The following is a 25,436-nucleotide window of genomic DNA, read 5'->3' as shown; positions in this document are numbered from 1 at the left end:
GGCATGGTGTTCACAACCCCTTCGTGGCGTCCGGCGGCAGCATGCCGGACGTTTTCGTGCGTTTGCGGCGCAGCAGGACCCGCCGCGAACCGTCGGTGTACAGCCGCACGCGGGACAGCTCCCACCCGCCGAACTCGGCCTCGATGGCGAGGCGCATCGCCGCGGTGACGCGGGAGACCTCCCGCGGCAACCTCAGCGGCAGGAAATCGTACTCCTCGTCACTGAACGCGCCGCCGTCCCGTGCGCCTGCGGTCGTGGTCATGGGACTCCTAGCGCCTCGGGATCGCCTGGATGCCGGCGCCCGTCGCCGACTGCACGTACAAGGTCCCGGTCTTCGCGTCCACCGCGATCGCGTTCGGCTGGCGCACGGTGGGGTACAGCTTGCGCTGCTCGGGGATGCCGGTGTTCAGTGCGTAGCCGACCACCTCGTTCGTCGCGGTGCGGGTCACCCACATCAGCTTGTCGGTCTCGTCGTAGTCAACGGCCCAGGGCGAGCCCTTCTCCGGGTAGAGGAACCGCTCCATCAGCGGCGCGGCGGTGTAGCCGATCACCTGGTTCTTGCCCGTGTCCACGGCGAAGACCCGTCCATCCGGCGTGATAGTCGCGTTGGTGACGCCGCGGCCCACGCGCAGCCCCTTGCCGAACGTGCCGCCCGCCACGTCGACCGTGGACACGGAGGACTGCAGCCGGTCGACGACGGCCACGTCGGTGCCGTGAACAAGAACCCGGCTCGCCTCGACGGGCCCGCTGATCTTTTTCGGGTCCTTGGCCGTTCGCAGGGCGACGATGTCGCCGGCGGCCGTTCCCACGACCGCCCACACCGAGTCGTCGTTCAATTCGTCATACGCGGCCACCGACAGGACACCACCGTCGAGCCGCTGCGAGAAGCCCGCCTTGTCCCCGTCGATTTCCAGTACGCCGTTCGTCGTCGCCACGAGGAATCCCGCGCCCCTACGGCCCTTGGCGACGACCTGGTTCGCGCGGCCGTCGGTGGCGATCCGCGCGACCTCCTTCAGCCCGCCGTCGACGGTGTACAGCACGACCTCGTTGCCGGCCAGGGCCGCGAGGCGACGGCCGACCGGATCGAAGGCCAGGCCCTCGCCCGCGGCAGCGGGCGCGATCAGGCCGGCAGGGGCGGTGGTGGGCTCCGGCGCGACGGCGGGCTGGGCCGGGACGATCGTCGGGCGGTCCTCGCGGGCGGGCGTCGTGGAACAGCCGGTGAGGGCGACCGCGGCGACGACGGCGAGGGCGGCGATCCGGGAGGCGAAGGTGCGGGTCATGATCCCTCGAAACTACCGTCCCGGGCCGCCCGTCGGTCCGGCCGGTAGCCTGCCCGGGTGGACATGACGTGGTTGCAGGCGATCGTGCTCGGCGTGGTGCAGGGGTTGACGGAGTTCCTCCCCGTCTCGTCCTCGGGGCACCTACGGATCGTCTCGGAGCTCTGGTTCGGCGACGACGCGGGCGCCTCGTTCACCGCGGTCACGCAGCTGGGCACCGAGCTGGCGGTGCTGATCTACTTCGCGCGCGACATCTACCGGATCGTGATCGCCTGGTTCCGCGGCCTGTTCGACGCCGGCGAGCGGGGCGTGGACTACCGGATCGGCTGGTACGTGATCATCGGCACGATCCCGATCGGCGTGTTGGGCTACCTGTTCAAGGATGAGATCCGTACCGCGGCGCGCAACCTGTACCTGGTGGCGACGATGCTGATCGTCTTCTCCATCGTCATCTTCGCCGCGGAGTACGTGAGCTCGAAGGTGTACGCGAACCGCCAGCGGCCGCTGGAGCAGGTCACGGCCCGCGACGGCATCCTCATGGGCCTCGCGCAGTGCCTCGCACTGATCCCCGGCGTCTCCCGTTCCGGCGCCACCTCGAGCGCCGGCCTGTTCCTCGGCCTCTCGCGCGAGGCGGCGGTGCGACTGTCCTTCCTGCTCGCGATCCCGGCGGTCACCGCGTCGGGACTGTTCAGCCTCCCGGACGCCTTCAAGCCCGCCGGCGAGGGACTCCACGCCTCGGGCCCGCAGCTGTTGGTCGCGACCGTGATCGCCTTCGTCGTGGGCTACGCCGCGATCGCCTGGCTGCTCAACTTCGTCGCGAAGCACTCGCTGAACTGGTTCGTCGGCTACCGCATCGCGGTCGGTTTCCTGGTCCTGGGCCTGCTCTGGGGCGGCGTGATCAGCGCGACCTGAGCGCCGCCCGCGCCGCCCCGATGAGCGGGTCGCGCGCCGCGCCGCGCCGATAGGCCAGCGCGGTGTGCCGGACCACGTCCAGCGGGGTGAGCAGCACCTTCTCCGGCACGTCGACCGCCGCCAGATCGGGGATCACGGCCACACCCTGCCCGGCGTCGACGAGCGCGAGGACGGCGGCGAAGTCGTCGGTGCGGTGGCGGACGCGGGGCGTGAAGCCCGCGTTCTCGCAGGTCCGGACGGTGGCGTCGTCGCACAGCGTGCCGACGGTGCCCGAGATCCAGCGTTCCTCGGCGCAGTCGGCGAGGACGCGCGGGCGATCCCGCGCAGTCGCGAGGTACACCGCCTCATCGAAGAGCGGCTCCGTGTCGAGCGCGGGCTCCTCGCGCGTGGGCAGGCAGTCGTAGCTCTGGAGCAGGGCGACGTCGAGCCGTCGGGAGCGCAGTTCTTCGGGCGCCGTCGCGGGGTCGATCTCGGTCACGCGCACGCGGAGCAGCGGGTGGTCGCGCGAGAGGCGTAAGAGAGCCGGGGTGACCACGGTGCGCATGGCGGAGCCGAACGAACCGATCCGCAACTCGCCCGCGACCTCGGTGCCGAGGGCGTCGATCTCCGCGCGAGCCCGTTCGAGGCGTTCGAGCACCGCGTCGGCGTGGCCGGCGAGGATCCGGCCGGCCTCGGTGAGCCGGACGGTGCGGCCGGTGCGTTCGAGCAGCGGTCGGCCGGCCTCGCGTTCCAGCGTCGCGAGCTGCTGCGAGACGGCCGAGGGGGTGTAGTCGAGCGCCTGCGCGACGGCCGTGATGGTGCCGCGCAGCGAGAGCTCTCGGAGGAGGCGAAGCCGATGCACGTCGAGCATCAGTTCAGCTTACGCTCGACATCGGAATATCGTGCTGGATCTTTCGCTCGCGGTGTCAGAGTCTGAGACCATGCAGCTCACCGGCCTCCACGTCCCCCTCGTCACGCCCTTCGCCGCGGACGGCACCGTCGACCTCGCCTCGCTCGAGCGCCTGGCCCACGACAGCCTCGCCGACGGTGCAGACGGCCTCCTCGCCCTCGGCACCACGGGCGAGCCCGCGACGCTCACCCCCGCGGAGCGCGCCACCGTGATCGACCGCATCGGCGGGGTCTGCGCCGAGCACCGCGCCGTTCTCACCGTGGGCGTCGGCAGCAACGCGACGGCGGACACCGCGGCCGCGCTCGGCGGCATCGTCCCGCGAGCCGACTTCGCGCTCGTCGTGGTCCCGTATTACACGCGCCCCTCGGAGGCGGGCGTGGTCGAGCACTACCGCCGGGTCGCCGCCGCGAGCCCGGTACCGGTGATCGTCTACGACGTGCCGCAGCGCACCGGGCGCACTCTGTCGCTGGACACGCTGCTCGAGCTGGCTGCGATCGACGGGGTGGGCGGGTTCAAGCACGCCGCCGGCGGCGTCACCGAGACGACGGTGCGCCTGCTCGCGGCGATCAACACCGCGACGCCCGGCGCGATCTCGGTTCTCGCGGGCGACGACACCTTCGTCGGCGCCGTGCTGGCCCTCGGCGGACACGGCGCGATCTCCGCCTGTGGCAACGTCGCTGCAGGCGAGTTCGCGGCGCTGGTCGCGGCGTGGCGAGAGCACCGGCTCGAGGAGGCGCGGGTGATCGGCGGCGCTCTCGCGGAGCTGGCGGCGGCACTGTTCGCCGAGCCGAATCCGACGGTGATCAAGGGCGTCCTGGCCGCGCAGGGCCGGATCGCGACGCCCGCGGTGCGCCTCCCGCTGCTCCCCGCGTCCGACGCTGCCGTGGCCGCCGCGTGCGCTCTGGCGAGGTCTGTGGTCGCCGCGTAGCCGCGGACCCATCGGTTCAGCCCTGAGCGATCAGGGGGCGGGGCAGGACGTCCCGCGTGCATAGACTCGGGGCATGACCGTGATCCTGCTGCGCCACGGCCGCTCGACCGCGAACACCTCCGGGGTGCTCGCGGGACGGGCCGAGGGCGTCGCGCTCGACGATGCCGGCCGCGCCCAGGCCGCCGATCTCGTCGGCCGCCTCGCCGATGTCGAGCTGGTGGCCGCCGTCCGTTCTCCGCTCCTGCGCTGCGAGCAGACCCTGGCGCCGCTCGCCGCCGCGCACGGCCTCACGCCGGAAGTCGACGATCGGCTCGTGGAGGTCGACTACGGAACCTGGACCGGCCGCGCGATCAAGGACCTGCTGCAGGAGCCGCTGTGGAAGGTCGTGCAGCAGCAGCCCTCCGCTGCAGTCTTCCCCGACGGGGAGGGTCTCTCCGACGTACAGACCCGCGCGGTCGCCGCGATCCGCGAGGCGGACCGCCGCTTCACCGAGGAGCACGGCCCCGGGGCCGTCTGGGTGGCGTGCAGCCACGGCGACGTCATCAAGGCCGTCGTCGCCGACGCGCTCGGCACCCACCTGGATCAGTTCCAGCGGCTCTTCGTCGCTCCGGCATCCGTCTCCGTCGTGACCTACGGCCCCGCGCGCCCGCTCGTGCAGTGCGTCAACTCGTCCGGTACCGTCACGCTGCCTAAACGTCCAGCCAAGGAGGCCACGGTGGGAGGCGAGGCATGAGCCGCTCCGTCCATGTTTTCCGTACCCCCGACAGGTTCGTCGTGGGCACCGTCGGGCAGCCCGGCGATCGTGCCTTTTACCTGCAAGCCGTGCACGATTCCCGCATCGTCTCCGTGCTGTTGGAGAAGCAGCAGGTGGAGGTGCTCGCCGAGCGCATCGCCGCGCTGCTCGACGAGGTGGCCCGTCGTTTCGGCACCGCGATGCCCGCCGCCGACACGCCTGTCACCGATCTGCACCCGCTCGTGATGCCCGTCGACGCGGAGTTCCGCGTCGGCACCATGGGCCTGGGCTGGGACTCCGAGGAGAAGGCGGTGGTCATCGAGCTGCTCGCGATCACCGAGCAGGAGCTCGACGAGTCCGTCGTGCTCGCCGACGACGCCGAGGAAGGCCCCGACGCGGTCCGCGTCTTCCTCACCCCCGTCGCGGCCCGGCAGTTCGCCAACCGGTCCGAGAAGGTGCTCGGCGCGGGCCGCCCGGCGTGCCCGCTCTGCGGCGAGCCGCTCGATGCCGACGGGCACATGTGCGTGCGCCTCAACGGCTACCGCCGCGGCGCCGCTTTCGGCTCCGAGGACGAGTAGGTGGACCTGACGGTGGACCTCGAGAGCGCCGATCTGACGATCCTCGGCCGGATCACCAGCGCCTCCAACGCCACCCTGCTCTGCGACCTCGGCGACACGGGGGAGCGGGCGGTCTACAAGCCGATCCGCGGTGAGGTGCCGCTGTGGGACTTCCCCGACGGGACGCTCGCCGGGCGCGAGGTCGCGTCGTACCGGGTCTCGGAGGCGCTCGGCTGGGGCCTGATCCCCGAGACCGTGCTGCGCGACGGCCCGCTCGGGCCGGGCATGGTGCAGCGCTGGGTCGTCGAACCGGAGGATGGCCCGGACCTGGTCGATCTGTTCCCACTCGACGGGGTGCCCGATGGCTACCTGAAGGTGTTCACCGGCTACGTCGAGGACGAGGACGCGCCGGACGGCATCGCGGAGGTAGCGCTCGCGCACGCCGACGACTCGCGGCTGCGCCGCCTCGCGGTGCTCGACGTGCTCATCAACAACGCCGACCGCAAGGGCGGCCACGTCCTCACCGGTCCAGACGGTCGCGTCCAGGGCGTGGACCACGGCATCTGCCTGCACAGTGCCCCGAAGCTCCGGACCGTGCTGTGGGGCTGGGCGGGTCGCCCCGTCGGCGATGAGCTGCTCGCCGACGTCGAGGCCTTCCGCGCGGCCCCGCCGGACCTGACGGGGCTCATTACCGACGAGGAGCAGACCGCCCTCGTCGAGCGTGCGCAGATCCTCCTCGAGCTCGGCGCGATGCCGCTGCCGACCCCGAGCCGGCCGATCCCCTGGCCGCCCTTCTGATCGCGCGCTGACCGCTCATCCGCGCCCCGGCAGCCACCACAGCCGACGGGGCGCCTGGGCGTGCGCCGCGTGCGCGTGCGCCGCGTGCGCGTGCGCGTCGAGCTTGTGCCGGCACACCGCCCCGGCGGCCGCGACCTCGTCCGGATCGAAGCCGTCGGGCACGGGACCGTCGGCGACGAGGGCCCGGACCAGGGCTTCCTGGCGTTCCCGCAGGCTCATGCCCACTCCTTCCGCGCGTCCTCGGTGATCGGCGGACAGCCGGCGGCCACGGCGATGGCGTCGAGCTCATCGAAGAGCTCGGCCGTGGGCGGGTAGCGACCGTCGCGCTCGAGCATGAACGGCACGTCGGCGCGCTCCCGCAGGGCCGTGACCAGCTCGAGCACACCGGCGTTGACCGGGTCGGTGTGCGTGTCGTGATAGCGGCCGCCGCCCTCAGAGCCGCCTGCGACGTGGCTGTAGGCGATCCGGTCGACGGGCAGACGCGCCAGTTCGTCGTGCGGGTCGCGGCGCCGGTTGAGTGCGTTGGCGTAGACGTTCGCCACGTCCAGCACGAGCATCGCGCCGGTGCGGTCGAGCAGCTCGGTCAAGAACTCCGCCTCGCTGTACTCGTTCTCGGGCCAGCGCAGGAAGGCCGCGATGTTCTCCACGGCGAGCGGGACCGGTAGGGCTTCCTGCATCCGGGTGATGTTGCGGACCAGCACGTCGAGCGACTCCCGGGTGCGGGGAACCGGAAGCAGGTGGCCCGCCTCGACACCGCCGGCACGGACGAAGGCGATGTGCTCGCTGACCAACGGCGCCCCGAAGGCCTCAGCGCAGGTCGCCAGACGGTGCACCCGCTCGGGCTCGAGCTCGTCCACACCACCCAGCGACAGAGCGACGCCGTGCGGCACAAGTGGCACGCCGCGGTCGCGGAGGTCCGCCAGCAGCGGGTCGATGTGCGCTCGGCCCCGCCGGATCCGGACCGATTCGGCGATCACCTCGCAGAAACCGGGTCGTAGGTCGGCGATGACGCCCGCGATCTCGCGCCGCCAGCCCAGGCCGAGCGGTCCGAGAGCGGCAACGGTGCTCATCCGCCGCACCCGCCGCAGCCACCACATCCCCCGCAGCCACCCCCGTCGCCGCCGCTGCAGGAGGAGCCGCCACAGGTGAAGGAGCTGCCGCAGGACGATCCGGCGCCGCCGCTGCCCGTGCCGCCCGCCACAGCCATCGCCGCGGCATATCGGGGATCGATCTGCCAGAGCGCGGCCGTCCCGAAGAGGGCGACGGACAGCCCCACCGCGGCGGCGCCGTACGTCGCGAAGGCAGGCCGCAGTGCCGGCTTGAGGTAGCTCGCGCGCGCCCGCTCGGACGCGAGGAGCCGCTTTCCCGCACGCGTAGTGCGGGGCACCGACATGAGCGGGGGGAGGAGGAAGACGGCCGTGAGTACGGACGGGACGAGGAAGGCCATCACCGGCGCCTTCGCCGGAGCACTCCCGGTCAGGATCAGCACGGGCGTGCACACGACCCCCGCGACCACGATGGCGGCGAATGGCATCGCGCCGAACCGGGTACGCCAGCGCTCGCCGCCCGTGCGCAGGTAGCCGCGCCGCGCGAGACCATGCTCCAGGTCCCGCAGCGAGACCAGCTGGTCGTGAAGCAGCAGGTTCACGGAGAACTGCGATCCGTCGAGCCGGTGCAGCAGCCGGCGGGTGAAGTCGTCCGTGGCGGGCGGGAGGGGACGCGTGGGATCGGCGCGACCGTCGGCGTCGAGGTGCCCACCCGCTCTGAGGAGGCCCATCGTCGCGACGAGTGGTGCCTGCCACGACCGCAGGCAGGCGATCTCCGCCACGGTGAGCGGTGGGTGCTCGATCGGCGGGCGCCGGACCGCAGTCAGAAAACGCCAGGTCAGGGCGAAGGTGATGCCGCCGAGCAGGCAGTACAGGAACCACCGCGACTCGGTGGGGAGCAGATGGCCGAGGATGTTCTCGAATGGATTGCGGGACATGATATTCACCTCCTGAGACGGACGGACCTTCATGTTTGACAAAGCATGGCGGTAGATCGGACTGCCCGCTAGTAACCGGGGGCAAGAACTTGCTGAGAGTTCTTGTCGCACAGCATCGTCCCTCGTCGGACGGCTGTTCGTTCACCTTCCGCCGCAGACAGTCCGCGTGCCGGATCGGCGAGCGAGCCTCCGCCCGCCGATCCGGCCCGGAATCCACGCCCGGATGAGTGCGCATAGGGTGGGGGGTATGCGTTCCTGGCCGACCCCCACCGTCCCCACCGTGCCCGGACCGTCGGTCCCGCTGCGCCTCTACGACACGTCGGACGCGGCCGTGCGCCCCGTCAACCCCGGCGCGGTGGCCGGCATGTACGTCTGCGGCATCACGCCCTACGACGCCACGCACCTCGGCCACGCCGCCACGTACCTCGCGTTCGACCTGGTCAACCGCGTGCTGCGGGACAACGGCCACGAGGTGCACTACGTGCAGAACGTGACCGACGTCGACGACCCGCTGTTCGAGCGGGCCGAGCGCGACGGGATCGACTGGCGCGACCTGGGTGCCCGGGAGACCGACCTGTTCCGCGAGGACATGGAGGCGCTGCGGGTGATCCCGCCGCGCGATTACATTGGGGCGGTCGAGTCGGTCGACGAGGTCGTCGAGTACGTCGGGAAGCTCCTGGACAACGGCTCGGCGTACGTCGTCGACGATTCGGAGTTCCCCGACGTCTACTACCGCTCCGACGCCACGGAGCAGTTCGGCTACGAGTCGGGCTACGACCGCGCGACGATGGAGACGTTCTTCGCCGAACGCGGCGGCGACCCCGACCGCCCGGGCAAGCGCGACAGCATCGACCCGATCCTGTGGCGCGCCGAGCGCCCGGGCGAGCCGTCGTGGCCCTCGCCGCAGGGCCCCGGACGCCCCGGGTGGCACATCGAGTGCGCCGCGATCGCGGCGAACCGCCTGGGCGCGACTTTCGACATCCAGGGCGGCGGCAGCGACCTGATCTTCCCGCATCACGAGTACTCGGCAGCACACGTCGAGGCGGCGACCGGTGAGCGCCGCCTCGCGCGGCATTACGTGCACGCAGCGATGATCGGCCTCGACGGCGAGAAGATGTCCAAGAGTCGTGGCAATCTCGTCTTCGTCTCGAAGCTGCGGCGCTCGGGCGTCGACCCGGCCGCGATCCGGTTGGGCCTGTTCGAGGGGCACTACCGGCAGGACCGGCCGTGGTCCGACGAGGTACTGCAGCGGGCGCTGGCGCGACTGGACCTGTGGCGCCGGGCTTTCCAGGCGTCGTCCGCGCCGGACGGCGCGGAGCTCATCGCACGCGTCCGGCGCTACCTTGCGGACGATCTCGACACCCCGCACGCCCTCACCGCGATCGACACCTGGGCAGAGAAGGCCGTCACCGTCGGCGGTCCGGATGCGGGCGCACCGGCCGCCGTCGCCCTCGCGGTCGACGCGCTGCTCGGCGTACCTGCGGCGGCCTGACAGCGCGACACGCTATATTGCGCCTGTGAGGACCGTCAGCGAGCTGGCCCCGGATCTGACCGAGGGCGTGTGGACCGTACAGACCCGCACGTCCACGTATGTGGTCGATCTGGGGGAGATGACCCTGATGCGCGCGCCGGGTATCGGCGGCGACGCCGAGGGGGAGCAATGGAGCATCAGCGCGCTGCGCCGTGACTCGGAGGACATTCCGCTGCTGGGCATCAAGAGCTGCCGGGTGGGCGAGTCGGCGCAGTTCTGGGTCCGCGCCGCCGACGATCCAGACGTGCGTACCTGGCGCATCACCACGCCGGTCGTCTCCATCGAGCGGATCGGCTAGCGCCACCCGCTCCCCACCACTACGGTCCCGTGCCCGGGTCGCGGCGGCGCAGGTACTTCTCGAACTCCTCCGCGATGGCGTCGGCATCGATGTGCTGCTCGACGTCCTTGGCCTCCGCGTCCCCGCGCTCCTCGAGCCCGCGCACGTAGTCGGCGATGTCCTCGTCATCCTCGGTCATCTCCGTCACGGACGCCTCCCACGCCTCGGCGCGCGTGGGCAGGTCACCAAGCGGCACTGCGAGGTCGAGCGCGTGCTCCACGCGCTGTAGCAGGGCGACGGTGGCCTTCGGGTTCGGGGGCTGGGAGACGTAGTGCGGCACCGCGGCCCAGAACGAGACCGCGGGGAAGCCGGAGCGCACGCACGCGTCCTGCAGGACGCCGGTGATCCCGGTGGGTCCCTCGTACCGGTTCTGCTCAAGGCCGAAGCGCTTCGCCGAGTCGGCGTCGTAGCCGGCGCCGGTCACGGGGACGGGGCGGGTGTGCGGCGTGTCCGCGAGCAGCGAACCCAGGATCACGACGCTATCGATGTGCAACTCGGTGAAGATCGCGAGCAACTGGTCGCAGAACGCGCGCCAGCGGAAGTTCGGTTCCGTGCCGCGGAGAAGCACGACGTCGCGGTCGGCTTTGGGCGGCCGGCACACAGACAGCGTCGTCGACGGCCACTCGACTGCGCGGGTCACGCCGTCGACCTGCTTGATGATCGGCCGGTTGACCTGGAAGTCGTAGAAGTCGTCCGAGTCGACCTCGGTGATGAGTTTCGCGTCCCAGGTCAGCTCGAGGTGCTCGACGGCTCCCGACGCGGCGTCACCCGCATCGTTCCAGCCCTCGAACGCCGCGATGAGGACCGGGCGGTCGAGCTCAGGGAAGGACGTCACTTCGATCAGAGTACGCGCCGGTCGTGACGATTCGATTTGCCCGCACCCACTACCCTGGGAGTATGACCCGTACGCATCAGCAGCCGCTGCAGTCGAGTTTCCTGGAGGCGGCGTCGAGCCGTGTTCTGATAGGCGACGGTGCGATGGGCACGATGCTGCAGGCAGCGGAGCTGACCCTGGATGATTTCCTGGGGTTGGAGGGCTGCAATGAGATCCTCAACGACACCCGGCCGGACGTGCTGGAGGAGATCCACCGCGCCTATTTCGCCGCCGGCGCGGACGCGGTGGAGACGAACACCTTCGGCTGCAACCTGAGCAACCTGGGCGATTACGACATCGCCGATCGCATCCGGGAGCTGTCGGAGAAGGGCGTCGCGATCGCCCGGAAGGTCGCCGACGAGTTCGCTGCGGACGGTAGGCCTCGGTTCGTCCTGGGCTCGATCGGGCCCGGGACCAAGCTGCCGACGCTGGGCCACACGTCGTTCGCGGTGATCCGCGACGCCTACGCGGAGGCCGCGCGCGGCATGCTCGACGGCGGCGCGGACGCCTTCCTCATCGAGACCTGCCAGGACATCCTGCAGTCGAAGGCCGCGGTCCTGGGCTGTCAGGACGCGATGGACGAGCTCGGCCGGCGCATCCCGGTCATCGTGCACGTCACGGTGGAGACGACCGGCACGATGCTGCTCGGCTCGGAGATCGGTGCTGCACTGACGGCGCTGGAGCCCCTGGGCATTGACATGATCGGTCTGAATTGCGCGACCGGGCCGGCGGAGATGAGCGAGCACCTGCGGCACCTGTCGCGGCACTCGACCATCCCCGTCTCCGTCATGCCGAACGCCGGGCTGCCGGTGCTGGGGAAGAACGGCGCCGAGTACCCGCTCACGCCGGAGGAACTGGCGGTCGCCCTGTCGGGCTTCGTGTCCGAGTTCGGGCTGAGCTTCGTGGGCGGCTGCTGCGGCACCACCCCCGAGCACATCCGGCAGGTCGCCGAGGCGGTGCGGGCCACCGAGCGCCTGCAGCGCGTCCCGGACACCGAGAGTGCGATCAGCTCGCTGTACACGTCGGTGCCGTTCGCGCAGGACGCGTCGATCCTGATGATCGCCGAGCGCACGAACTCGAACGGCTCCAAGGCCTTCCGCGACGCGATGCTCGCGGGCGATCACGACAAGTGCGTCGACATCGCCAAGGACCAGATCCGCGACGGCGCGCACATGCTGGACCTGAACGTCGATTACGTGGGCCGCGACGGCGCGGTGGACATGGCGGCGCTGGCCGCGCGCCTGGCGACGGCGTCGACGCTGCCGGTGATGATCGACTCGACCGAGCCGGAGGTCATCAAGGCCGGGCTGGAGCACCTCGGCGGACGGTGCGCCGTGAACTCGGTGAACTACGAGGACGGCGACGGCCCGCAGTCGCGATTCGTGAAGATCATGGAGCAGGTCAAGGCGCACGGCGCGGCGGTCGTGGCGCTGACCATCGACGAGGAGGGGCAGGCCCGCACCGCGGAGTGGAAGGTGCGGATCGCCGAGCGGCTCATCGCGGACCTCACCGGCAACTGGGGGCTGAGCCTCGACGACATCATCATCGATCCGCTGGTGTTCCCTATCTCGACCGGCCAGGAGGAGGTCCGGCGCGACGCGCTCGAGACTATCGAGGCGGTCAAGATCCTGCACGCGAAGTACCCGAGCCTGCATTTCACTGTCGGCCTGTCGAACGTGAGCTTCGGCCTGAACCCGGCCGCGCGGCAGGTGCTGAACTCCGTGTTCCTGCACGAGCTGACCGAGGCGGGGCTCGACTCCGCCATCCTGCACGCGTCGAAGATCCTGCCGATGAGCAAGATCGAGGACGTCCAGCGCGAAACGGCGCTGGACCTGGTCTACGACCGCCGCGGCACCGACGGCCTGCAGTCGGGCGGTGACGCCGACTACAACCCGCTGTCGAAGCTCATGGAGCTGTTCGAGGGCGTCTCCGCGGCCGGGGCGCGCGAGTCCCGCGCGCAGGAGCTCGCGAAGCTGCCGCTGTTCGAGCGGCTGGAGCGCCGCATCGTCGACGGCGAGCGGGAGGGCCTGGACGCCGACCTCGATGAGGCCATGACGACGGTGCCGCCGCTGAAGATCATCAACGACACGCTGCTCTCCGGCATGAAGACGGTGGGCGAGCTGTTCGGCTCCGGTCAGATGCAGCTGCCCTTCGTGCTGCAGTCCGCTGAGGTGATGAAGCTGGCTGTCGCATACCTCGAGCCGCACATGGAGAAGTCCGAGGACGACGCCGGCAAGGGCCGGATCGTGCTGGCGACCGTCAAGGGCGACGTGCACGACATCGGCAAGAACCTTGTGGACATCATCCTGAGCAACAACGGCTACGAGGTCGTCAACATCGGCATCAAGCAGCCTATCGCGGCCATCGTGGAGGCGGCCGAGGACAAGCACGCCGACGTCATCGGCATGTCCGGCTTGCTGGTGAAGTCAACGGTGGTGATGAAGGAGAACCTCGAGGAGCTCAATACTCGCGGCCTGGGGGAGAAGTACCCCGTGTTGCTCGGCGGCGCCGCCCTCACCCGTGCCTACGTCGAGAACGACCTGGCCGAGGTCTACGCGGGCGAGGTCAGCTACGCCCGCGACGCCTTCGAGGGCCTGCGCCTCATGGACGACATCATGGCGGTCAAGCGCGGGATCGGCCCGGATCCGGATAGCCCCGAGGCCCTCGCGGCCGCGGAGAAGGCCCGCGAGCGCAAGGAACGGCACGCCCGCAGCCGCCGCATCGCTGAGAAGCGCAAGGCCGAGGCCGCGCCTGTTGTGGTGCCCGACCGCTCCGACGTGGCGCTGGACTTCGAAGTCGCCACCCCGCCGTTCTGGGGCACCCGCGTGGTCAAGGGCATCGCGATCAGCGAGTACGCGTCCCTGCTCGACGAGCGCGCCCTGTTCTTCGGGCAGTGGGGCCTGCGCGGTGCCCGCAAGGGGGAGGGCCCGTCGTACGAGGAACTGGTGGAGACCGAGGGCAGGCCGCGGCTGCGGTACTGGCTCGACAAACTCAAGTCGGAGAAGATCCTCGACCACGCTGCCGTGGTCTACGGCTACTTCCCGGCGGTGAGCCACGGCAACGTCATCGACGTGCTGGAGTCGCCGGAACCGGATGCGCCCGTGCGGTACTCGTTCGAGTTCCCGCGGCAGCAGCGGGGCCGGTTCCTCGCGATCTCGGACTTCATCCGCGACCGCGAGACCGCGATCGCCCGCGGCGAGGTCGATGTCCTGCCCTTCCAGCTGGTCACCATGGGACAACCGATTGCGGACGCCGCGAACGAGCTGTTCGCGGCCAACAGCTACCGCGACTACCTGGAGCTGCACGGCATCGGCGTCCAGCTCACCGAGGCGCTCGCGGAGCGCTGGCACCAGCGGGTGCGGCAGGAGCTGATCCTGCCCGGCGGCCGGAAGGTCGCGGACACGGATCCGTCAGCGGTCACCGACTTCTTCGACCTCAAGTACCTCGGCGCGCGCTACAGCTTCGGCTACGGGGCCTGCCCGGACCTCGAGGACCGCGCGAAGATGGTCGACCTGCTCCAGCCCGAGCGCATCGGCGTCGAGCTGTCCGAGGAACTGCAACTGCACCCGGAGCAGTCCACCGACGCCTTCGTCCTCACCCACCCCGAGGCCAAGTACTTCAACACGTAGGCCGCAATGGACGACTACCGCCTGCACCTGCAGGCCGGCGAGCCCGGCGACGAGGGCGCCTGGTTCTGGCGACTCGACGACGCCGCGGGCCTGCAGATCGCGGCGTCCTGGGCGGTATCGCTCGCGGATGCTCTCGATGCCGTGAAGAAGGTGTCCACAGATCTCGGCCTGGACGACACCTGACGGCCAGGCCGAGGTCTGCGTCAGCGCAGCGCGGACAGATCGACGACGAGGGGGAGGCGTCCGTCGACAGCGACGCGGTCGGCCACGGTCGGGCCCTCGTACGCGCCGTCCACCAACGTGAGCACCTCGGCGGATGGGCCGTCGAGGTCGCCGATCCAGTAGTGCCGGATCCCGGCGACGGCGTACTCGGCGCGTTTGATCACGCGGTCGGTGCGCCCGGACCCGGGCGACAGGATCTCGACGGCAAGGAGTACGTCGGCCGCGGTGAGTCCTCCAGCGTGAGCAACGCGGGATCGGATGGGGCGGTCATGGCCCGAGGCTACTGCGAACGACCGACACGCGGAAGGGCTTGACTCTCCTGTCACGGGAGGTCCTAGCGTCGCGGACATGAAGATCACCGTCCTGGACACGTACACCGCGATGCGCGAGATCCTGTGTGCGCCCGAGGGGGAGCGCGCGGCGCTGCTGGAGGAGATGTGGCGGCCGGTCGCGGGCATGTACCGGTACTTCCCGGGTCCCGTCGACCTGGTCGCGATGCACGTCGCCTCTTCCGGGTTCCCGCTCGACCGCGACACCGACGCCTGCCTCGCCGCGATCGAGCGGCTCCGTGCCGCGGACGCGTGGGGCCGGATCGAGCGAGCGCTGCGGAAGGCGGCTGAACGGCTCGCGGACGCCCTCCGCCGCGTCGACCTGCCCGAGGTCACGGTCCTGTTGGTCGTCGGTGACCCGTCGGACCGCATCTACCTCGACGAGGCGCTCGGCCTCACCGCGAACGGCAGCGTCACCGGCTACCTGTACCTCAACGTCTGGCCGTCGCCCGAGAACCTGGACCGGCTGGAGGCCATGGCGGTCCACGAGTTCGACCACAACGTGCGCTACGCGCCCGGCGGTGTCGTCTGGGACCCGGCGACGGTCACCGTCGGGGAGCAGATCGTCTCCGAGGGGCTGGCGGACGCCCTGGCCCGCGAGCTGTACGGCGAGGAGCTGGGCCCAGCGCGCATCGGCGTCCCACATCGCCACGACGACGCGCTCTACGCCACCGTCGTAGACAACCTCGGCGTCACCGGCATGCAGAACTTCGCCTCGTGGGTGCTCGGCGACGCGATCGCAGGCCGGTTCGGTGCGCCCCCGATCGGTGTTCCGACGGGCGCGGGCTACGCGGTGGGCAACCGCCTCGTCGACGCCTACCTGGCGGCGACGGGCCGCACCGCCAGCGAGGCCGTGCACGCCGACGCGCGCGAGATCATCGCTACAGCTTGGTGACCCGGCTGGTGGGCACCTGCAGGTCCGGGGTGGCCTGCAGGTACTTCTCCAGCGCGTCGAGGTCGATGCCGCCGACGGCGAGCTCGGTCGACTGGGTGAACACGCTGAAGCCGTCACCGCCCGCGGCGAGGAAGTTGTTCGTGGTCACCCGGTACTTCGCGACGGGGTTCAGCGGCTGGTCGCCGACCTTGACGCTCTCGCGCACCACCTTCCGGTTCGGCGCGCCGTTCGGGTCGTAGCTGTAGGTGATGCCCGACGGTGCCAGGATCGTGGTCTTCGCGGGGTTCTGCCACTGCTGCTCGAGCAGGTCGATGATCTGCTGGCCGGTGAGCGAGACGGTGACCACCTGATTGCCGAAGGGCTGCACCGTGTACGCCGCACCGTAGGTCACGTCGCCGCCCTTGAGATCGGCGCGGACGCCGCCCGGGTTCATGAGCGCGATCTGCCCGGCCGCCTCGTTCGGCGGGCGGGTGGTGAAGAGCATCGCGTCCGCGATCACATCGCCGAGCGGCGAGTCGCCGCCGGGGAAGGCCTCCCGCTTGAGCTCGGTGGGGATCTTGCCGATCACCCGGTCGGCGCGCGGTTTGGCCTCCTTCTCGTAGAACTCGACGAGGCGCTGCGTCGCGGCGTCGGCGGGGAGGTCCCGGCTCACGACCCGGTTGACGGCCGTCGCCTTGGCCGCGGGGCCGCTGAAGTCGAGCGTGATGTCGGTGATGAGGCGGCCGTACGACGCCGCCTGGGTGACGGTGCGGCCGTCGATGGAGCAGTTGTAGGCCTGGTGCGAGTGTGCCGTGACCAGGGAGGTCACCGCCGGGTCGATCCGCTTAGCCAGGTCGGGCACAGGCGCGGAGACGTCCTTGCAGGCGTTCGGATCGGCCTCGCCCGAGCCCTTCTGCGCGCCGCCGTCGTGCATGGTCGCGACGATGGCCTGCGCGCCAGCAGACTTGATTTCGGGCACGTACCTGTTGATCGCGTCGGCCTCGTCGCCGAAGCTGTAGCCGCGCACGCCCTCCGGGGCGACGATGGTCGCGGTCTCCGGGGTGACGGTGCCGATCACGGCGATCTTCTTCCCACCGACCTCGAACATCTTCCACGGGACGGTGCCGGGTGGCAGCTGTCCCTGCTCGTTGGTGACGTTCGCGGCGAGGTACTGGTACGCCGCGCCGGTGAAGGGCTCGCCGGGCTCGCAGGCCTGGGGCGCGCAGCCGCCCTTCTGCAGCCGCTCCAGTTCGATGGTGCCGTGGTCGAACTCGTGGTTGCCCACCGAGCTCGCCTGCAGCCCCACGGAGTTGAGGAACTTGATCGTCGGCTCGTCGCGGAACAGCGCGGAGACCAGCGGGCTGGCGCTCACCAGGTCGCCCGCCGCGACGGTGAGGGTGTTCGGGTACTGCTCCTTGAGCCGCTGCAGGGCGGTGGCGAAGTACGCGGCGCCGCCGGCCTCCTTGCCGCCGATCTTCCCGGTGGAGCCCGTGGGCGGCTGGAGGTTGCCGTGGAAGTCGTTGAACGCCAGGAGGTGCACCTGGTCCGGGCTCGCTGCCGGCAGATCGTCGACGCCGGGCACGGTGAAGCTCGCCTTCGCGGTCGACGACGCTGCGCCCGAGGACGACGGTGCCGCATCGTTCCCGGAGCTTCCACAGCTCGCGAGGAGCGCGGCGGTCGCGGTCAGGGCCAGGGCGGTGTGCAGCCTGCGATTGCGCATGTCAGGAATTCGAACACAGACAGTCATCGTTCGGGTGACGAATGAATTAACACCCCGTGCGCGCACCGACCTAGGGTGGGCGGCATGACCACTCCGTCGCTGCCCGCCGCGGTCCTGTTCGATATGGACGGCACCCTCCTCGACTCCGAGAAGCTCTGGGACATCGCCGTCGCCGAGTTCACACGGGACCTGGGGATGGAGATCACGCCGGAGGCGCGGGAGTCGACGCTGGGCAACGCCACCGCTGACGCGCTGCGCAAGCTCTTCGACTTCGCGCAGGTCCCGGAGGCCGATCGGGACTACGCCGGCGCGGAGCGGTGGGTGTCGAACCGGGTGGTCGAGCTGTTCGACGGCGGCATCCCGTGGCAGCCCGGAGCCCGGGAGACGCTTGATCTGCTGGCCGCCGCGGACGTCCCGCTGGTGCTGGTCACGAACACGATCCGCGAGGTGACCGAGCACGCGCTCGGTACCCTCGGCCGCGACCGGTTCGTCGCCACGGTGTGCGGCGACGAGGTGCCCAGCCCCAAGCCGGCCCCGGATCCCTACCTGCGCGGCGCAGAGCTCGCAGGCTTCCGTCCGGCGGACTGCGTCGCCGTCGAGGACTCGCCGACCGGTTCGCGGTCCGCCCTCGCTGCGGGGTGCACCGTCCTGACGGTGGGGCCCGAGCCGGTGCTTGACGGTGCCCGCCACCTCGGCACGCTGTCGGGCGCCGGTCTCGCCGACTTCGCGCCGCTCAGCCGACGCTGAACGAAGCGTCGCCGGCGCGACAGACGGCCGGCGTCTCCGCCGTCGGGGAGCAACGCCACCCGCCCGTCTCGACGGTGACGGGCTGACCGTCCGCGTGGGCCGCGGCGGCGGCGTAGGCGCGCGCCGCCCGCAGGACTCGGACGCAGTTCGCCGATCCGGTGCGGATCACGACCTGCGCGTCGTCCTGCCCGGTCGCGACGGAGCCGCAGACCGTGCCCGAGGCCGCCAGTTCGACGGTGCCGGCGGGCGCGGACACGGAGGCGGAAGCGGTACCCGCAACGGCGGAGAAGCTCACCGCACTCGATTCCGTGTCGTCGTTCTGTGCCGCGCATCCCGCGGCCGGAAGCAGGAGGAGGGCGCACACCGCTGACCAACGTGGGTTCATTTCCAGGAAGCTAGCGGCGACGGCGGCCGCGCGCTCGCTCAGAGGCCCCGAAGGTGTTGGGCATCACGGTTCCCGCGGCGATCCGCTGCGCCGGCGGGCGGGAAGCGTCGGCGCGACTACTTCTCCGCGCCGTCGATGGCGGCACTGGCCATGACGGCCATCCGCACCCGCTCCGTGTCCGCGGACGTCCAGCCGGCGGGCGGAAGCACGGCGGCGAAAGCGTCGACCATCGCGGTCCCGTAGTTGTGTCCGTGCCCGTCGGGCACCCCGGCGGCGTTGGCCAGGTCCGCGGAGACCTGCCAGAACGTGACGAACGGATACCAAGCCATCGCGGGGCTGCGGTCGCGGCCGGGCGGCTCGCGGAGCCAGTCCGGTTGGCGCAGGATCAATTCCGGCGACCACCACACCACCGGGTCCGACGGGTGCTGGACGTAGACGATGTGCGGCGCGAGCCACTCAACCCCGCCGCTGCCGCCGTCGCCGGTCAGCGGCCGCTGACCGTCGGTGAAGCGGACGATCAGCCCGTCGGTGTACGTGGGCAGTACCTCGGGCGTACCGAGGTCGCGGCGGTCCGTGATCGCCGAGTGGATCGGATTCGCGCGCGGAGGACCGAGCCAGACGACACCGTCGACCTTGTCGCGAATATCAGACAGCCCGGCGAAGGCGCCCTCGCCGGCCCGGGAGCCCAGGCTCTCGCCCATGACGAGCAGTTTCGGACGCGCCGGGGCGGGCCGGGCGCGCACGTCGGCGACGACTGCGTCGATGAGCCGCTTCCCGGACCGCAGCGAGGCCTCACCGTCGGTGAGGAACGAGATCCAGCTGGGCAGGTACGAGTACTGCATCGCGACCAGGGCGACGTCCCCGTCGTACATGAGCTCGACGGCGCGGGCGGCGGTCGGGTTCACCCACCCGGATCCGGTGGTCGGCACCACCACGACGTGGCGGCGATCGAGTGCGCCAGTGCGGGCGAGCTCGCGGTGCACCAGCGCGATCCGGTCCTCGGGCGTGCCGGCGTTCTCCAGCCCCACGTAGACCCGCACGGGCTCGGTGACGGGGCGCGTGGTGAACCGGGCGATCTCCGCGGCCCGGAGCCCGCCGGAGACGAACTTGCGGCCCTCGTTCCCCAGCCCCGACCACTGCGCGGCGGAGCCCTCGGACCCTGACCGCCACGCCTCCGGCGGCTGCGGGAACTCGGCCAGTTGCTGGTCGTTGGTCGACGAGGCGAGGGTGTTCGCGGTCGCGGTGAAGGCACGGAAGCCCACGTCGTTGACCGTGAAGACCACGAGGACAACGACTAGCGCGAAGCCGAGCACCTTCGCTGCCGGCTGCGGCACGCGCAGGTACCGATTGGCCCGGCGAGCCAGGAACAAGCCGAGGTCGCGGAGCACCCGGAACATGGAGATCAGCACCGTGGACACCAGGAAGGCGACGATGGGTGTCAGCACGTACCAGACGTTCGAGCCAGGCGGCATGCCCATGAGCGCCCGGACGTCGTCCTGCCAGCGCTTCGCGGCCACCATCATGGCGAGCCCGCCGAGGAGGACGCCGAGCACGATGAGCGCCCGCCATACCGGCACGAAGCGGGCCCGCCGCGGATTGTCACGGATCGGGTGCGCCCGCACCAGCAGATCGACGATCACCCACTTGAGGAACACGCCGATCGCGTAGCCGATCACCGCGTTGATCCCCGAGACGATGCCCTGGAAGAACCACGACCGGGGGAGCAGCGACACCGTCAGGCTGCTCATCAGGAACAGGCCGCCGACGAACAGCCCCGCGAAGTCGAGGTGCAACAGGCTCCACGCCCACGCGAACAGAGGATGCCGGGCCGCGAACTCGTCGTAGTTCTCGCGCAGGAAACGGTCGGGGTCCCGCGCAGCGCGCACGAACCGCAGCCGCGCCCGGATCAGGGCGCGGGTGTACCGGTACTGGGTTGCGCCCTTCGCGGGCGGGGTGCCGGGCCCGTCCGCATCCGGGGCCGACGGTGCCGTCGCCTCGGTCACACTGCCCTCCACACGGACCACTCTAGTTCGCGTGGGACAATGACCTCCGTGAAGACCATGGAGACGCTGTTCGCGGAGTTGGCCGCCAAGGCCGAGGAGCGGCCCGCCGGGAGCGGGACCGTCGAGGCGCTGGACCGCGGTATCCATTTCCTGGGCAAGAAGGTGCTCGAGGAGGCGGGCGAGGTGTGGATCGCCGCCGAGCATCAGAGCGACGAGGACCTCGCCGAGGAGGCCTCGCAGCTGCTGTACTGGCTGCAGGTGCTGCTCGTCAAGCGCGGCCTGACGCTCGACGACGTCTACTCCTACCTCTGACTTTCCCCGAAGGAACCACTCACATGTTGCGGGTCGCCGTACCGAACAAGGGCGCGCTCTCCGAGGCCGCCGCTGCCATCCTCAGCGAGGCGGGCTACCGCCGCCGCTCCGACGCGAAGGACCTCACGGTCCTCGACAACGCCAACGAGGTGGAGTTTTTCTTCCTCCGCCCCAAGGACATCGCCCTGTACGTCGGCTCGGGTGAGCTGGACATGGGCATCACCGGCCGCGATCTCGCGCTGGACTCGGGCGCCGAGTTCACCGAGCGCCTCGCGCTGGGCTTCGGCCGCTCCACCTTCCGCTACGCCGGCCCGGCCGGCCAGGAGTGGACCGTCGCCGATCTGGGCGGCAAGCGGGTCGCCACGTCATACCCCAACCTGGTGCGCCGGGACCTCGCGAACCGGGGCCTCGACGCCGAGGTGATCCGCCTCGACGGTGCCGTCGAGATCTCCATCCAGCTCGGCGTGGCCGACCTCATCGCCGACGTCGTGGAGTCCGGCCGTTCCCTGCGGCAGAACAACCTGGTCGCCTTCGGTGACTCCCTCTGCGATTCCGAGGGTGTGCTGATCGAACGCGTCGGCCTCGACTCGGACCGCGCCCGCGACCAGCTCACCGCGCGGCTCAAGGGCGTCGTCTTCGGCCGCCAGTACGTGATGCTCGATTACGACTGCCCGCGCACCCTGCTCGACGGTGCCATCGCCGTCACCCCCGGCCTGGAGTCGCCGACGGTGGCCCCCATGGCCGACGACAACTGGGTCGCGGTGCGCGCCATGGTGCTTCGCAAGGAGGCCAACGACGTGATGGACGACCTCGCCGAGCTAGGCGCCAAGGCGATCCTCATGACGGACATCCGCAGCTGCCGGTTCTGACAGCGGCCGCCGCGTCTCTGCGCTGCCCTCAGCGGGCGGCGACGAGGAGCGTCTGCGCGCCGACGGCGAAGGCCCCAGCACCGTCGTAGAGGCGCGAAACGGTCGTGCCGATGCCCTCGCCCCCGACCAGCTGGTCGCCGAGCAGGCCGACCCAGCCGTCGACGGGCTGCGGCGACCGGTGGAAATGCACTGTCATGTCCATGTTCATCCAGGTCACGGCGGTGGGGTCGAGGTAGGCGGAGATGCCGTTCGCGGCGTCGACCACCGAGAAGACCTGCACCAGTGGCGAGGGCTCCTCACCGGCGACGAGCGGCATCTTCGCCCGGATCCAGCACTGCTTGACGCCGTCCGGCCCGTCCGGGCCGTCGACGAACCTCCAGTCGCACGCGGCCAAGAAGCCCTGGTCCTTCAGGTGCCGGAAGAAGTCGGGCATGAGTCCTTGCGAGGCGCCCGCCGGCGGAAGGGCGGGGGAGAGGTCCCGCGCGATGGCGGTGGTGTCCGACGCGGCGAGCGCCCAGGCCTGCGCCCTGGCGACGGTGCGGTACTCCCCGGCACCGTCGACGCAGTCCATCTCCGCCGCGATGAGCGAGATCGTGCGGCCGGGCCGCGCGACCCAGGCCCGCACGCGGGTGCGTGTGATCGGCACGACGCCGAGGAGGTCGATCGTCACGCGGGAGACCCGCCCGCCGTCGCCGACCAGCTTCTCCATGGCGCGCACCATGATCGCCGCGGGCGGCGCGCCGTGCTGCATGGTGTCCGCCCACACGCTGGCGGTGGACGGCGTCGGGTCGAAGACCTCGTACTCGAACCCGTCGGCGTCGACGGTCCCGGCGGAGTGGAAGAACGCGCTATCGGCCATGCACCAGTCCTACCGATAGGTCGGATTCGCTCCGCGACCGGGGTGGCTGGGAAGATATCGCACCATGGCGAACAGTGGACCCTTCGTGGTGGGCGACCGAGTACAGCTGACGGACGCGAAGGGCCGGAAGTTCACCGTCCATCTGGAGGCGGGCAAGGAGTTCCACACGCACAAGGGCGGCATCCGGCACGACGAGCTCATCGGCGCCCCCGAGGGCAGCGTGGTCAAGGCCGTCAACGGCACCCCGTACCTCGCGCTGCGGCCTCTGCTCACGGATTACGTGCTGTCGATGCCTCGCGGCGCGCAGGTGATCTACCCCAAGGACGCCGCGCAGATCGTGGCCGAGGGCGACATCTTCCCCGGCGCGCGGGTGCTCGAGGCCGGAGCCGGTTCCGGCGCCCTGACCTGCTCGCTCCTGCGCGCCGTCGGCCCCGAGGGCTCGGTGACCAGCTGGGAGGTCCGCGAGGACCACGCCGAGTACGCGGCGAAGAACGTCGAGGAGTTCTTCGGCGGGCGCCCCGAGAACTGGAACCTGCAGCTCGGTGACCTCGCCGCGTACGACGGCCCCCAGGTCGACCGCGTGGTCCTCGACATGCTCGCCCCGTGGGACGTCCTCGACGCTGTCGGCAAGGCTCTGGTGCCGGGCGGCGTGCTCACCGTCTACGTCGCTACCACCACGCAGTTGTCGAAGGTGGTCGAGGCGATGCGCGAGCAGGCCATCTGGACGGAGCCGCGGTCCTGGGAGGCGCTGGTGCGCGAGTGGCACGTCGTCGGCCTCGCGGTGCGGCCCTCGCACCGGATGCAGGGCCACACCGCGTTCCTCATCACGTGCCGGCGCCTGGCCGGCGGCACGGTTGCGCCGCGTCCGCAGCGGCGGTCCAACAAGGGGTAGCGTGAGAAGTCCCCACGGAAAGGGAGTTCACTCGTGACGGAACCGGATCCGACCCGTCCCTCGGCCGCGTCGGCGGACTCGTCCGCCCCGCAGGCCACGTCCGCGGCCGTGCTGCGCGAGCGCGTCGACGCGCTCACCACCCGCAACGCGAAGCTGCTCGAGACGCTGCGCGATGCCCGCAATCAGCTGCTCACGCTCCGCGAGGAGGTCGAGCGGCTGGGGCAGCCCCCGTCGGGCTACGGCGTGCTCCTGGGCACCTACGAGGACGACACGGTGGACGTCTTCACGTCCGGGCGCAAGATGCGGCTCACGTGCTCCCCGAACCTGGACGTCGTCAGCTTCCGCACGGGCCAGACGGTGCGCCTCAACGAGGCGCTGACCGTGGTCGAGGCGGGGGAGTACGAGACGGTGGGCGAGATCTCCACGCTCCGCGAGATCCTGGATGACGGGACCCGCGCCCTGGTCGTCGGGCATGCCGACGAGGAGCGCGTGGTGCGCCTGGCCGCGCCGCTGGCCCTGCAGGCCTCCGAGGATCCCGGTCTCGACGAGTTCGGGCTGCCGAACCGCAAGCTGCGCATCGGAGACTCGCTGCTGGTCGACACCAAGGCCGGCTACGCCTTCGAGCGCATCCCCAAGGCCGAGGTCGAGGATCTGGTCCTGGAGGAGGTGCCGGACGTCGACTACTCGGACATCGGCGGCCTGGGCCGGCAGATCGAGCTGATCCGCGACGCCGTCGAGCTGCCCTTCCTGCACAAGGACCTGTTCAAGGACTACTCGCTGCGTCCGCCCAAGGGCGTGCTGCTCTACGGCCCGCCCGGCAACGGCAAGACGCTCATCGCGAAGGCCGTGGCGAACTCGCTCGCGAAGAAGATCGCCGAGGTTCGCGGCGACGACTCGCGCGAGGTCAAGTCCTACTTCCTCAACATCAAGGGCCCCGAGCTGCTGAACAAGTTCGTCGGCGAGACCGAGCGGCACATCCGCCTGATCTTCCAGCGGGCCCGCGAGAAGGCGTCCGAGGGCACGCCCGTCATCGTCTTCTTCGACGAGATGGACTCGATCTTCCGCACCCGTGGCTCGGGCGTCAGCTCGGACGTCGAGACCACCGTCGTGCCGCAGCTGCTCTCGGAGATCGACGGTGTCGAAGGGCTTGAGAACGTCATCGTGATCGGCGCCTCCAACCGCGAGGACATGATCGATCCGGCGATCCTCCGCCCCGGTCGACTCGACGTGAAGATCAAGATCGAGAGGCCCGACGCCGAGGGCGCGATCGACATCTTCTCGAAGTACCTCACGCCCGAGCTCCCGATCCACGAGGACGATCTGGCCGAGTTCGACGGTGACCGCGAGGCCTGCGTGAAGGCGATGATCGAGCGCGTCGTCGAGCGGATGTACGCGGAGACCGACGACAACCGGTTCCTGGAGGTGACCTACGCCAACGGCGACAAGGAGGTCATGTACTTCAAGGACTTCAACTCCGGCGCGATGATCCAGAACGTCGTGGACCGGGCGAAGAAGCACGCTATCAAGAGCTTCCTCGAGACGGGACAGCCCGGCTTGCGGATCACGCATCTGTTGGAGTCCATCGTCGACGAGTTCGCCGAGAACGAGGACCTGCCCAACACGACCAACCCCGACGACTGGGCGCGGATCTCGGGCAAGAAGGGCGAGCGGATCGTGTACATCCGCACGCTGGTGACCGGCAAGAACTCGAGCGCCTCCCGGGCTATCGACACGGAGAACAACACCGGCCAGTACCTGTAGGGCGCTGCAGTCGC

General features: G+C 70.5%; 27 protein-coding genes. 15 read left to right on the top strand and 12 right to left on the bottom strand.

The window, feature by feature from the left end:
• Positions 1-10: 10 nt before the first annotated feature.
• Complete coding sequence (locus HNP44_RS07185; protein WP_259143492.1) at positions 11-262, bottom strand: DUF5703 family protein; 252 nt, start codon at positions 260-262, stop codon at positions 11-13.
• A gap of 7 nt (positions 263-269) precedes the next feature.
• Entirely contained in the window at positions 270-1,280 is a 1,011-nt protein-coding gene (locus HNP44_RS07180; RefSeq protein ID WP_259143494.1) for a YncE family protein, read from the bottom strand.
• 63 nt (positions 1,281-1,343) lie between these two features.
• Here HNP44_RS07180 and HNP44_RS07175 point away from each other — a divergent pair, with 63 nt between their 5' ends.
• The gene (locus tag HNP44_RS07175) at positions 1,344-2,189 is read left to right on the top strand and encodes an undecaprenyl-diphosphate phosphatase (RefSeq protein WP_259143496.1); all 846 of its coding nucleotides are present in this window, start codon (positions 1,344-1,346) and stop codon (positions 2,187-2,189) included.
• Here HNP44_RS07175 and HNP44_RS07170 read toward each other — a convergent pair.
• Positions 2,176-3,039 carry a LysR substrate-binding domain-containing protein gene (locus HNP44_RS07170; protein ID WP_259143498.1) on the bottom strand — a complete coding sequence of 288 codons (864 nt, stop codon included), beginning with the start codon at positions 3,037-3,039 and terminating at the stop codon, positions 2,176-2,178. The two genes, HNP44_RS07175 and HNP44_RS07170, sit on opposite strands and share 14 nt — an antisense overlap.
• Positions 3,040-3,109: 70 nt before the next feature.
• Between HNP44_RS07170 and dapA the strand changes: the two genes are divergently transcribed.
• From dapA to HNP44_RS07150, 4 genes are all read left to right on the top strand, one after another.
• On the top strand, positions 3,110-4,006 hold the full coding sequence (gene dapA, locus HNP44_RS07165) for a 4-hydroxy-tetrahydrodipicolinate synthase (RefSeq protein WP_259143500.1): 897 nt from the start codon (positions 3,110-3,112) through the stop codon (positions 4,004-4,006).
• A 73-nt stretch (positions 4,007-4,079) separates the two neighbouring features.
• A complete protein-coding gene (locus HNP44_RS07160; protein ID WP_259143502.1) occupies positions 4,080-4,739 on the top strand; it encodes a histidine phosphatase family protein in 660 nt (219 codons plus the stop codon).
• Positions 4,736-5,317, top strand: a complete 582-nt coding sequence (locus HNP44_RS07155; protein WP_259143503.1) for a DUF3090 domain-containing protein — start codon at positions 4,736-4,738, stop codon at positions 5,315-5,317. The genes HNP44_RS07160 and HNP44_RS07155 overlap by 4 nt, the downstream gene beginning before the upstream one ends.
• Positions 5,318-5,323: 6 nt before the next feature.
• The gene (locus HNP44_RS07150; protein WP_259143797.1) at positions 5,324-6,094 is read left to right on the top strand and encodes an SCO1664 family protein; all 771 of its coding nucleotides are present in this window, start codon (positions 5,324-5,326) and stop codon (positions 6,092-6,094) included.
• 15 nt (positions 6,095-6,109) lie between these two features.
• Here the strand turns inward: HNP44_RS07150 and HNP44_RS07145 are convergent, their stop codons facing one another.
• The 3 genes from HNP44_RS07145 to HNP44_RS07135 are packed head-to-tail and all read right to left on the bottom strand — an operon-like array spanning position 6,110 to position 8,078.
• Positions 6,110-6,313: a hypothetical protein gene (locus HNP44_RS07145; protein ID WP_259143509.1), complete on the bottom strand. Its 204-nt coding sequence runs from the start codon at positions 6,311-6,313 to the stop codon at positions 6,110-6,112.
• Positions 6,310-7,164 (bottom strand): DUF692 domain-containing protein, encoded by an 855-nt coding sequence (locus tag HNP44_RS07140; protein WP_259143510.1) that lies wholly within the window; start codon positions 7,162-7,164, stop codon positions 6,310-6,312. The genes HNP44_RS07145 and HNP44_RS07140 overlap by 4 nt, the downstream gene beginning before the upstream one ends.
• On the bottom strand, positions 7,161-8,078 hold the full coding sequence (locus tag HNP44_RS07135; protein WP_259143511.1) for a TIGR04222 domain-containing membrane protein: 918 nt from the start codon (positions 8,076-8,078) through the stop codon (positions 7,161-7,163). The genes HNP44_RS07140 and HNP44_RS07135 overlap by 4 nt, the downstream gene beginning before the upstream one ends.
• Positions 8,079-8,325: 247 nt before the next feature.
• On the opposite strand from HNP44_RS07135, the gene mshC reads away from it, so the two are divergent.
• Together mshC and HNP44_RS07125 are read left to right on the top strand one after the other, a co-directional pair.
• Positions 8,326-9,570 (top strand): cysteine--1-D-myo-inosityl 2-amino-2-deoxy-alpha-D-glucopyranoside ligase, encoded by a 1,245-nt coding sequence (gene mshC / locus HNP44_RS07130; protein WP_259143512.1) that lies wholly within the window; start codon positions 8,326-8,328, stop codon positions 9,568-9,570.
• Positions 9,571-9,595: 25 nt separating this feature from the next.
• Positions 9,596-9,907, top strand: a complete 312-nt coding sequence (locus tag HNP44_RS07125) for a hypothetical protein (RefSeq protein ID WP_259143513.1) — start codon at positions 9,596-9,598, stop codon at positions 9,905-9,907.
• Positions 9,908-9,926: 19 nt separating this feature from the next.
• Here HNP44_RS07125 and HNP44_RS07120 read toward each other — a convergent pair whose 3' ends face one another.
• A complete protein-coding gene (locus HNP44_RS07120) occupies positions 9,927-10,790 on the bottom strand; it encodes a PAC2 family protein (protein WP_255604208.1) in 864 nt (287 codons plus the stop codon).
• 53 nt (positions 10,791-10,843) lie between these two features.
• Between HNP44_RS07120 and metH the strand changes: the two genes are divergently transcribed.
• Both metH and HNP44_RS07110 read left to right on the top strand, forming a co-directional pair.
• Entirely contained in the window at positions 10,844-14,449 is a 3,606-nt protein-coding gene (gene metH, locus HNP44_RS07115) for a methionine synthase (protein ID WP_259143514.1), read from the top strand.
• A gap of 6 nt (positions 14,450-14,455) precedes the next feature.
• On the top strand, positions 14,456-14,632 hold the full coding sequence (locus HNP44_RS07110) for a hypothetical protein (protein ID WP_259143516.1): 177 nt from the start codon (positions 14,456-14,458) through the stop codon (positions 14,630-14,632).
• A gap of 20 nt (positions 14,633-14,652) precedes the next feature.
• Here HNP44_RS07110 and HNP44_RS07105 read toward each other — a convergent pair whose 3' ends face one another.
• Entirely contained in the window at positions 14,653-15,021 is a 369-nt protein-coding gene (locus tag HNP44_RS07105) for a Uma2 family endonuclease (protein ID WP_374758752.1), read from the bottom strand.
• Here HNP44_RS07105 and HNP44_RS07100 point away from each other — a divergent pair.
• Entirely contained in the window at positions 15,020-15,895 is an 876-nt protein-coding gene (locus tag HNP44_RS07100; protein ID WP_259143518.1) for a DUF2268 domain-containing protein, read from the top strand. The two genes, HNP44_RS07105 and HNP44_RS07100, sit on opposite strands and share 2 nt — an antisense overlap.
• Here HNP44_RS07100 and HNP44_RS07095 read toward each other — a convergent pair.
• Entirely contained in the window at positions 15,882-17,594 is a 1,713-nt protein-coding gene (locus HNP44_RS07095) for a bifunctional metallophosphatase/5'-nucleotidase (protein ID WP_259143521.1), read from the bottom strand. The genes HNP44_RS07100 and HNP44_RS07095 overlap by 14 nt on opposite strands.
• Positions 17,595-17,678: 84 nt before the next feature.
• Between HNP44_RS07095 and HNP44_RS07090 the strand changes: the two genes are divergently transcribed.
• The gene (locus HNP44_RS07090) at positions 17,679-18,341 is read left to right on the top strand and encodes an HAD family hydrolase (RefSeq protein WP_259143522.1); all 663 of its coding nucleotides are present in this window, start codon (positions 17,679-17,681) and stop codon (positions 18,339-18,341) included.
• On the opposite strand, the gene HNP44_RS07085 is transcribed toward HNP44_RS07090, so the two are convergent.
• Together HNP44_RS07085 and HNP44_RS07080 are read right to left on the bottom strand one after the other, a co-directional pair.
• Complete coding sequence (locus HNP44_RS07085) at positions 18,328-18,726, bottom strand: hypothetical protein (RefSeq protein WP_259143523.1); 399 nt, start codon at positions 18,724-18,726, stop codon at positions 18,328-18,330. The genes HNP44_RS07090 and HNP44_RS07085 overlap by 14 nt on opposite strands.
• A gap of 116 nt (positions 18,727-18,842) precedes the next feature.
• Entirely contained in the window at positions 18,843-20,741 is a 1,899-nt protein-coding gene (locus tag HNP44_RS07080; RefSeq protein ID WP_259172111.1) for an alpha/beta hydrolase, read from the bottom strand.
• A gap of 36 nt (positions 20,742-20,777) precedes the next feature.
• Between HNP44_RS07080 and HNP44_RS07075 the strand changes: the two genes are divergently transcribed.
• Both HNP44_RS07075 and hisG read left to right on the top strand, forming a co-directional pair.
• Positions 20,778-21,041, top strand: coding sequence for a phosphoribosyl-ATP diphosphatase (locus tag HNP44_RS07075; RefSeq protein WP_068535820.1), 264 nt, complete (start codon positions 20,778-20,780; stop codon positions 21,039-21,041).
• A 23-nt stretch (positions 21,042-21,064) separates the two neighbouring features.
• Positions 21,065-21,910 (top strand): ATP phosphoribosyltransferase, encoded by an 846-nt coding sequence (gene hisG / locus HNP44_RS07070; RefSeq protein WP_224651288.1) that lies wholly within the window; start codon positions 21,065-21,067, stop codon positions 21,908-21,910.
• Between the two features lie 28 nt (positions 21,911-21,938).
• On the opposite strand, the gene HNP44_RS07065 is transcribed toward hisG, so the two are convergent.
• Positions 21,939-22,769, bottom strand: a complete 831-nt coding sequence (locus HNP44_RS07065; RefSeq protein WP_259143525.1) for a thioesterase family protein — start codon at positions 22,767-22,769, stop codon at positions 21,939-21,941.
• 64 nt (positions 22,770-22,833) lie between these two features.
• On the opposite strand from HNP44_RS07065, the gene HNP44_RS07060 reads away from it, so the two are divergent.
• The gene (locus tag HNP44_RS07060) at positions 22,834-23,661 is read left to right on the top strand and encodes a tRNA (adenine-N1)-methyltransferase (protein WP_259143527.1); all 828 of its coding nucleotides are present in this window, start codon (positions 22,834-22,836) and stop codon (positions 23,659-23,661) included.
• A 33-nt stretch (positions 23,662-23,694) separates the two neighbouring features.
• On the top strand, positions 23,695-25,422 hold the full coding sequence (gene arc / locus HNP44_RS07055) for a proteasome ATPase (protein WP_259143531.1): 1,728 nt from the start codon (positions 23,695-23,697) through the stop codon (positions 25,420-25,422).
• The last annotated feature ends 14 nt before the right edge of the window (positions 25,423-25,436 follow it).

This window comes from Tsukamurella ocularis, assembly GCF_024807615.1.
Classification (GTDB): Bacteria; Actinomycetota; Actinomycetes; order Mycobacteriales; family Mycobacteriaceae; genus Tsukamurella; species Tsukamurella ocularis.
The sequence above is the reverse complement of the archived record's forward strand: the minus strand, read 5'-3'. Positions and strand labels throughout refer to the sequence as shown.

Coding starts and splice junctions, on each gene's coding strand:
- HNP44_RS07180 (WP_259143494.1), bottom strand. CDS start 1,280: ATGACCCGCACCTTCGCCTCCCGGATCGCCGCCCTCGCCGTCGTCGCC.
- HNP44_RS07185 (WP_259143492.1), bottom strand. CDS start 262: ATGACCACGACCGCAGGCGCACGGGACGGCGGCGCGTTCAGTGACGAG.
- metH (WP_259143514.1), top strand. CDS start 10,844: ATGACCCGTACGCATCAGCAGCCGCTGCAGTCGAGTTTCCTGGAGGCG.
- HNP44_RS07140 (WP_259143510.1), bottom strand. CDS start 7,164: ATGAGCACCGTTGCCGCTCTCGGACCGCTCGGCCTGGGCTGGCGGCGC.
- HNP44_RS07170 (WP_259143498.1), bottom strand. CDS start 3,039: ATGCTCGACGTGCATCGGCTTCGCCTCCTCCGAGAGCTCTCGCTGCGC.
- hisG (WP_224651288.1), top strand. CDS start 21,065: ATGTTGCGGGTCGCCGTACCGAACAAGGGCGCGCTCTCCGAGGCCGCC.
- dapA (WP_259143500.1), top strand. CDS start 3,110: ATGCAGCTCACCGGCCTCCACGTCCCCCTCGTCACGCCCTTCGCCGCG.
- HNP44_RS07090 (WP_259143522.1), top strand. CDS start 17,679: ATGACCACTCCGTCGCTGCCCGCCGCGGTCCTGTTCGATATGGACGGC.
- HNP44_RS07065 (WP_259143525.1), bottom strand. CDS start 22,769: ATGGCCGATAGCGCGTTCTTCCACTCCGCCGGGACCGTCGACGCCGAC.
- HNP44_RS07100 (WP_259143518.1), top strand. CDS start 15,020: ATGAAGATCACCGTCCTGGACACGTACACCGCGATGCGCGAGATCCTG.
- mshC (WP_259143512.1), top strand. CDS start 8,326: ATGCGTTCCTGGCCGACCCCCACCGTCCCCACCGTGCCCGGACCGTCG.
- HNP44_RS07145 (WP_259143509.1), bottom strand. CDS start 6,313: ATGAGCCTGCGGGAACGCCAGGAAGCCCTGGTCCGGGCCCTCGTCGCC.
- HNP44_RS07060 (WP_259143527.1), top strand. CDS start 22,834: ATGGCGAACAGTGGACCCTTCGTGGTGGGCGACCGAGTACAGCTGACG.
- HNP44_RS07160 (WP_259143502.1), top strand. CDS start 4,080: ATGACCGTGATCCTGCTGCGCCACGGCCGCTCGACCGCGAACACCTCC.
- HNP44_RS07175 (WP_259143496.1), top strand. CDS start 1,344: ATGACGTGGTTGCAGGCGATCGTGCTCGGCGTGGTGCAGGGGTTGACG.
- HNP44_RS07155 (WP_259143503.1), top strand. CDS start 4,736: ATGAGCCGCTCCGTCCATGTTTTCCGTACCCCCGACAGGTTCGTCGTG.
- HNP44_RS07095 (WP_259143521.1), bottom strand. CDS start 17,594: ATGCGCAATCGCAGGCTGCACACCGCCCTGGCCCTGACCGCGACCGCC.
- HNP44_RS07105 (WP_374758752.1), bottom strand. CDS start 15,021: ATGTCCGCGACGCTAGGACCTCCCGTGACAGGAGAGTCAAGCCCTTCC.
- HNP44_RS07085 (WP_259143523.1), bottom strand. CDS start 18,726: ATGAACCCACGTTGGTCAGCGGTGTGCGCCCTCCTCCTGCTTCCGGCC.
- HNP44_RS07135 (WP_259143511.1), bottom strand. CDS start 8,078: ATGTCCCGCAATCCATTCGAGAACATCCTCGGCCATCTGCTCCCCACC.
- HNP44_RS07110 (WP_259143516.1), top strand. CDS start 14,456: ATGGACGACTACCGCCTGCACCTGCAGGCCGGCGAGCCCGGCGACGAG.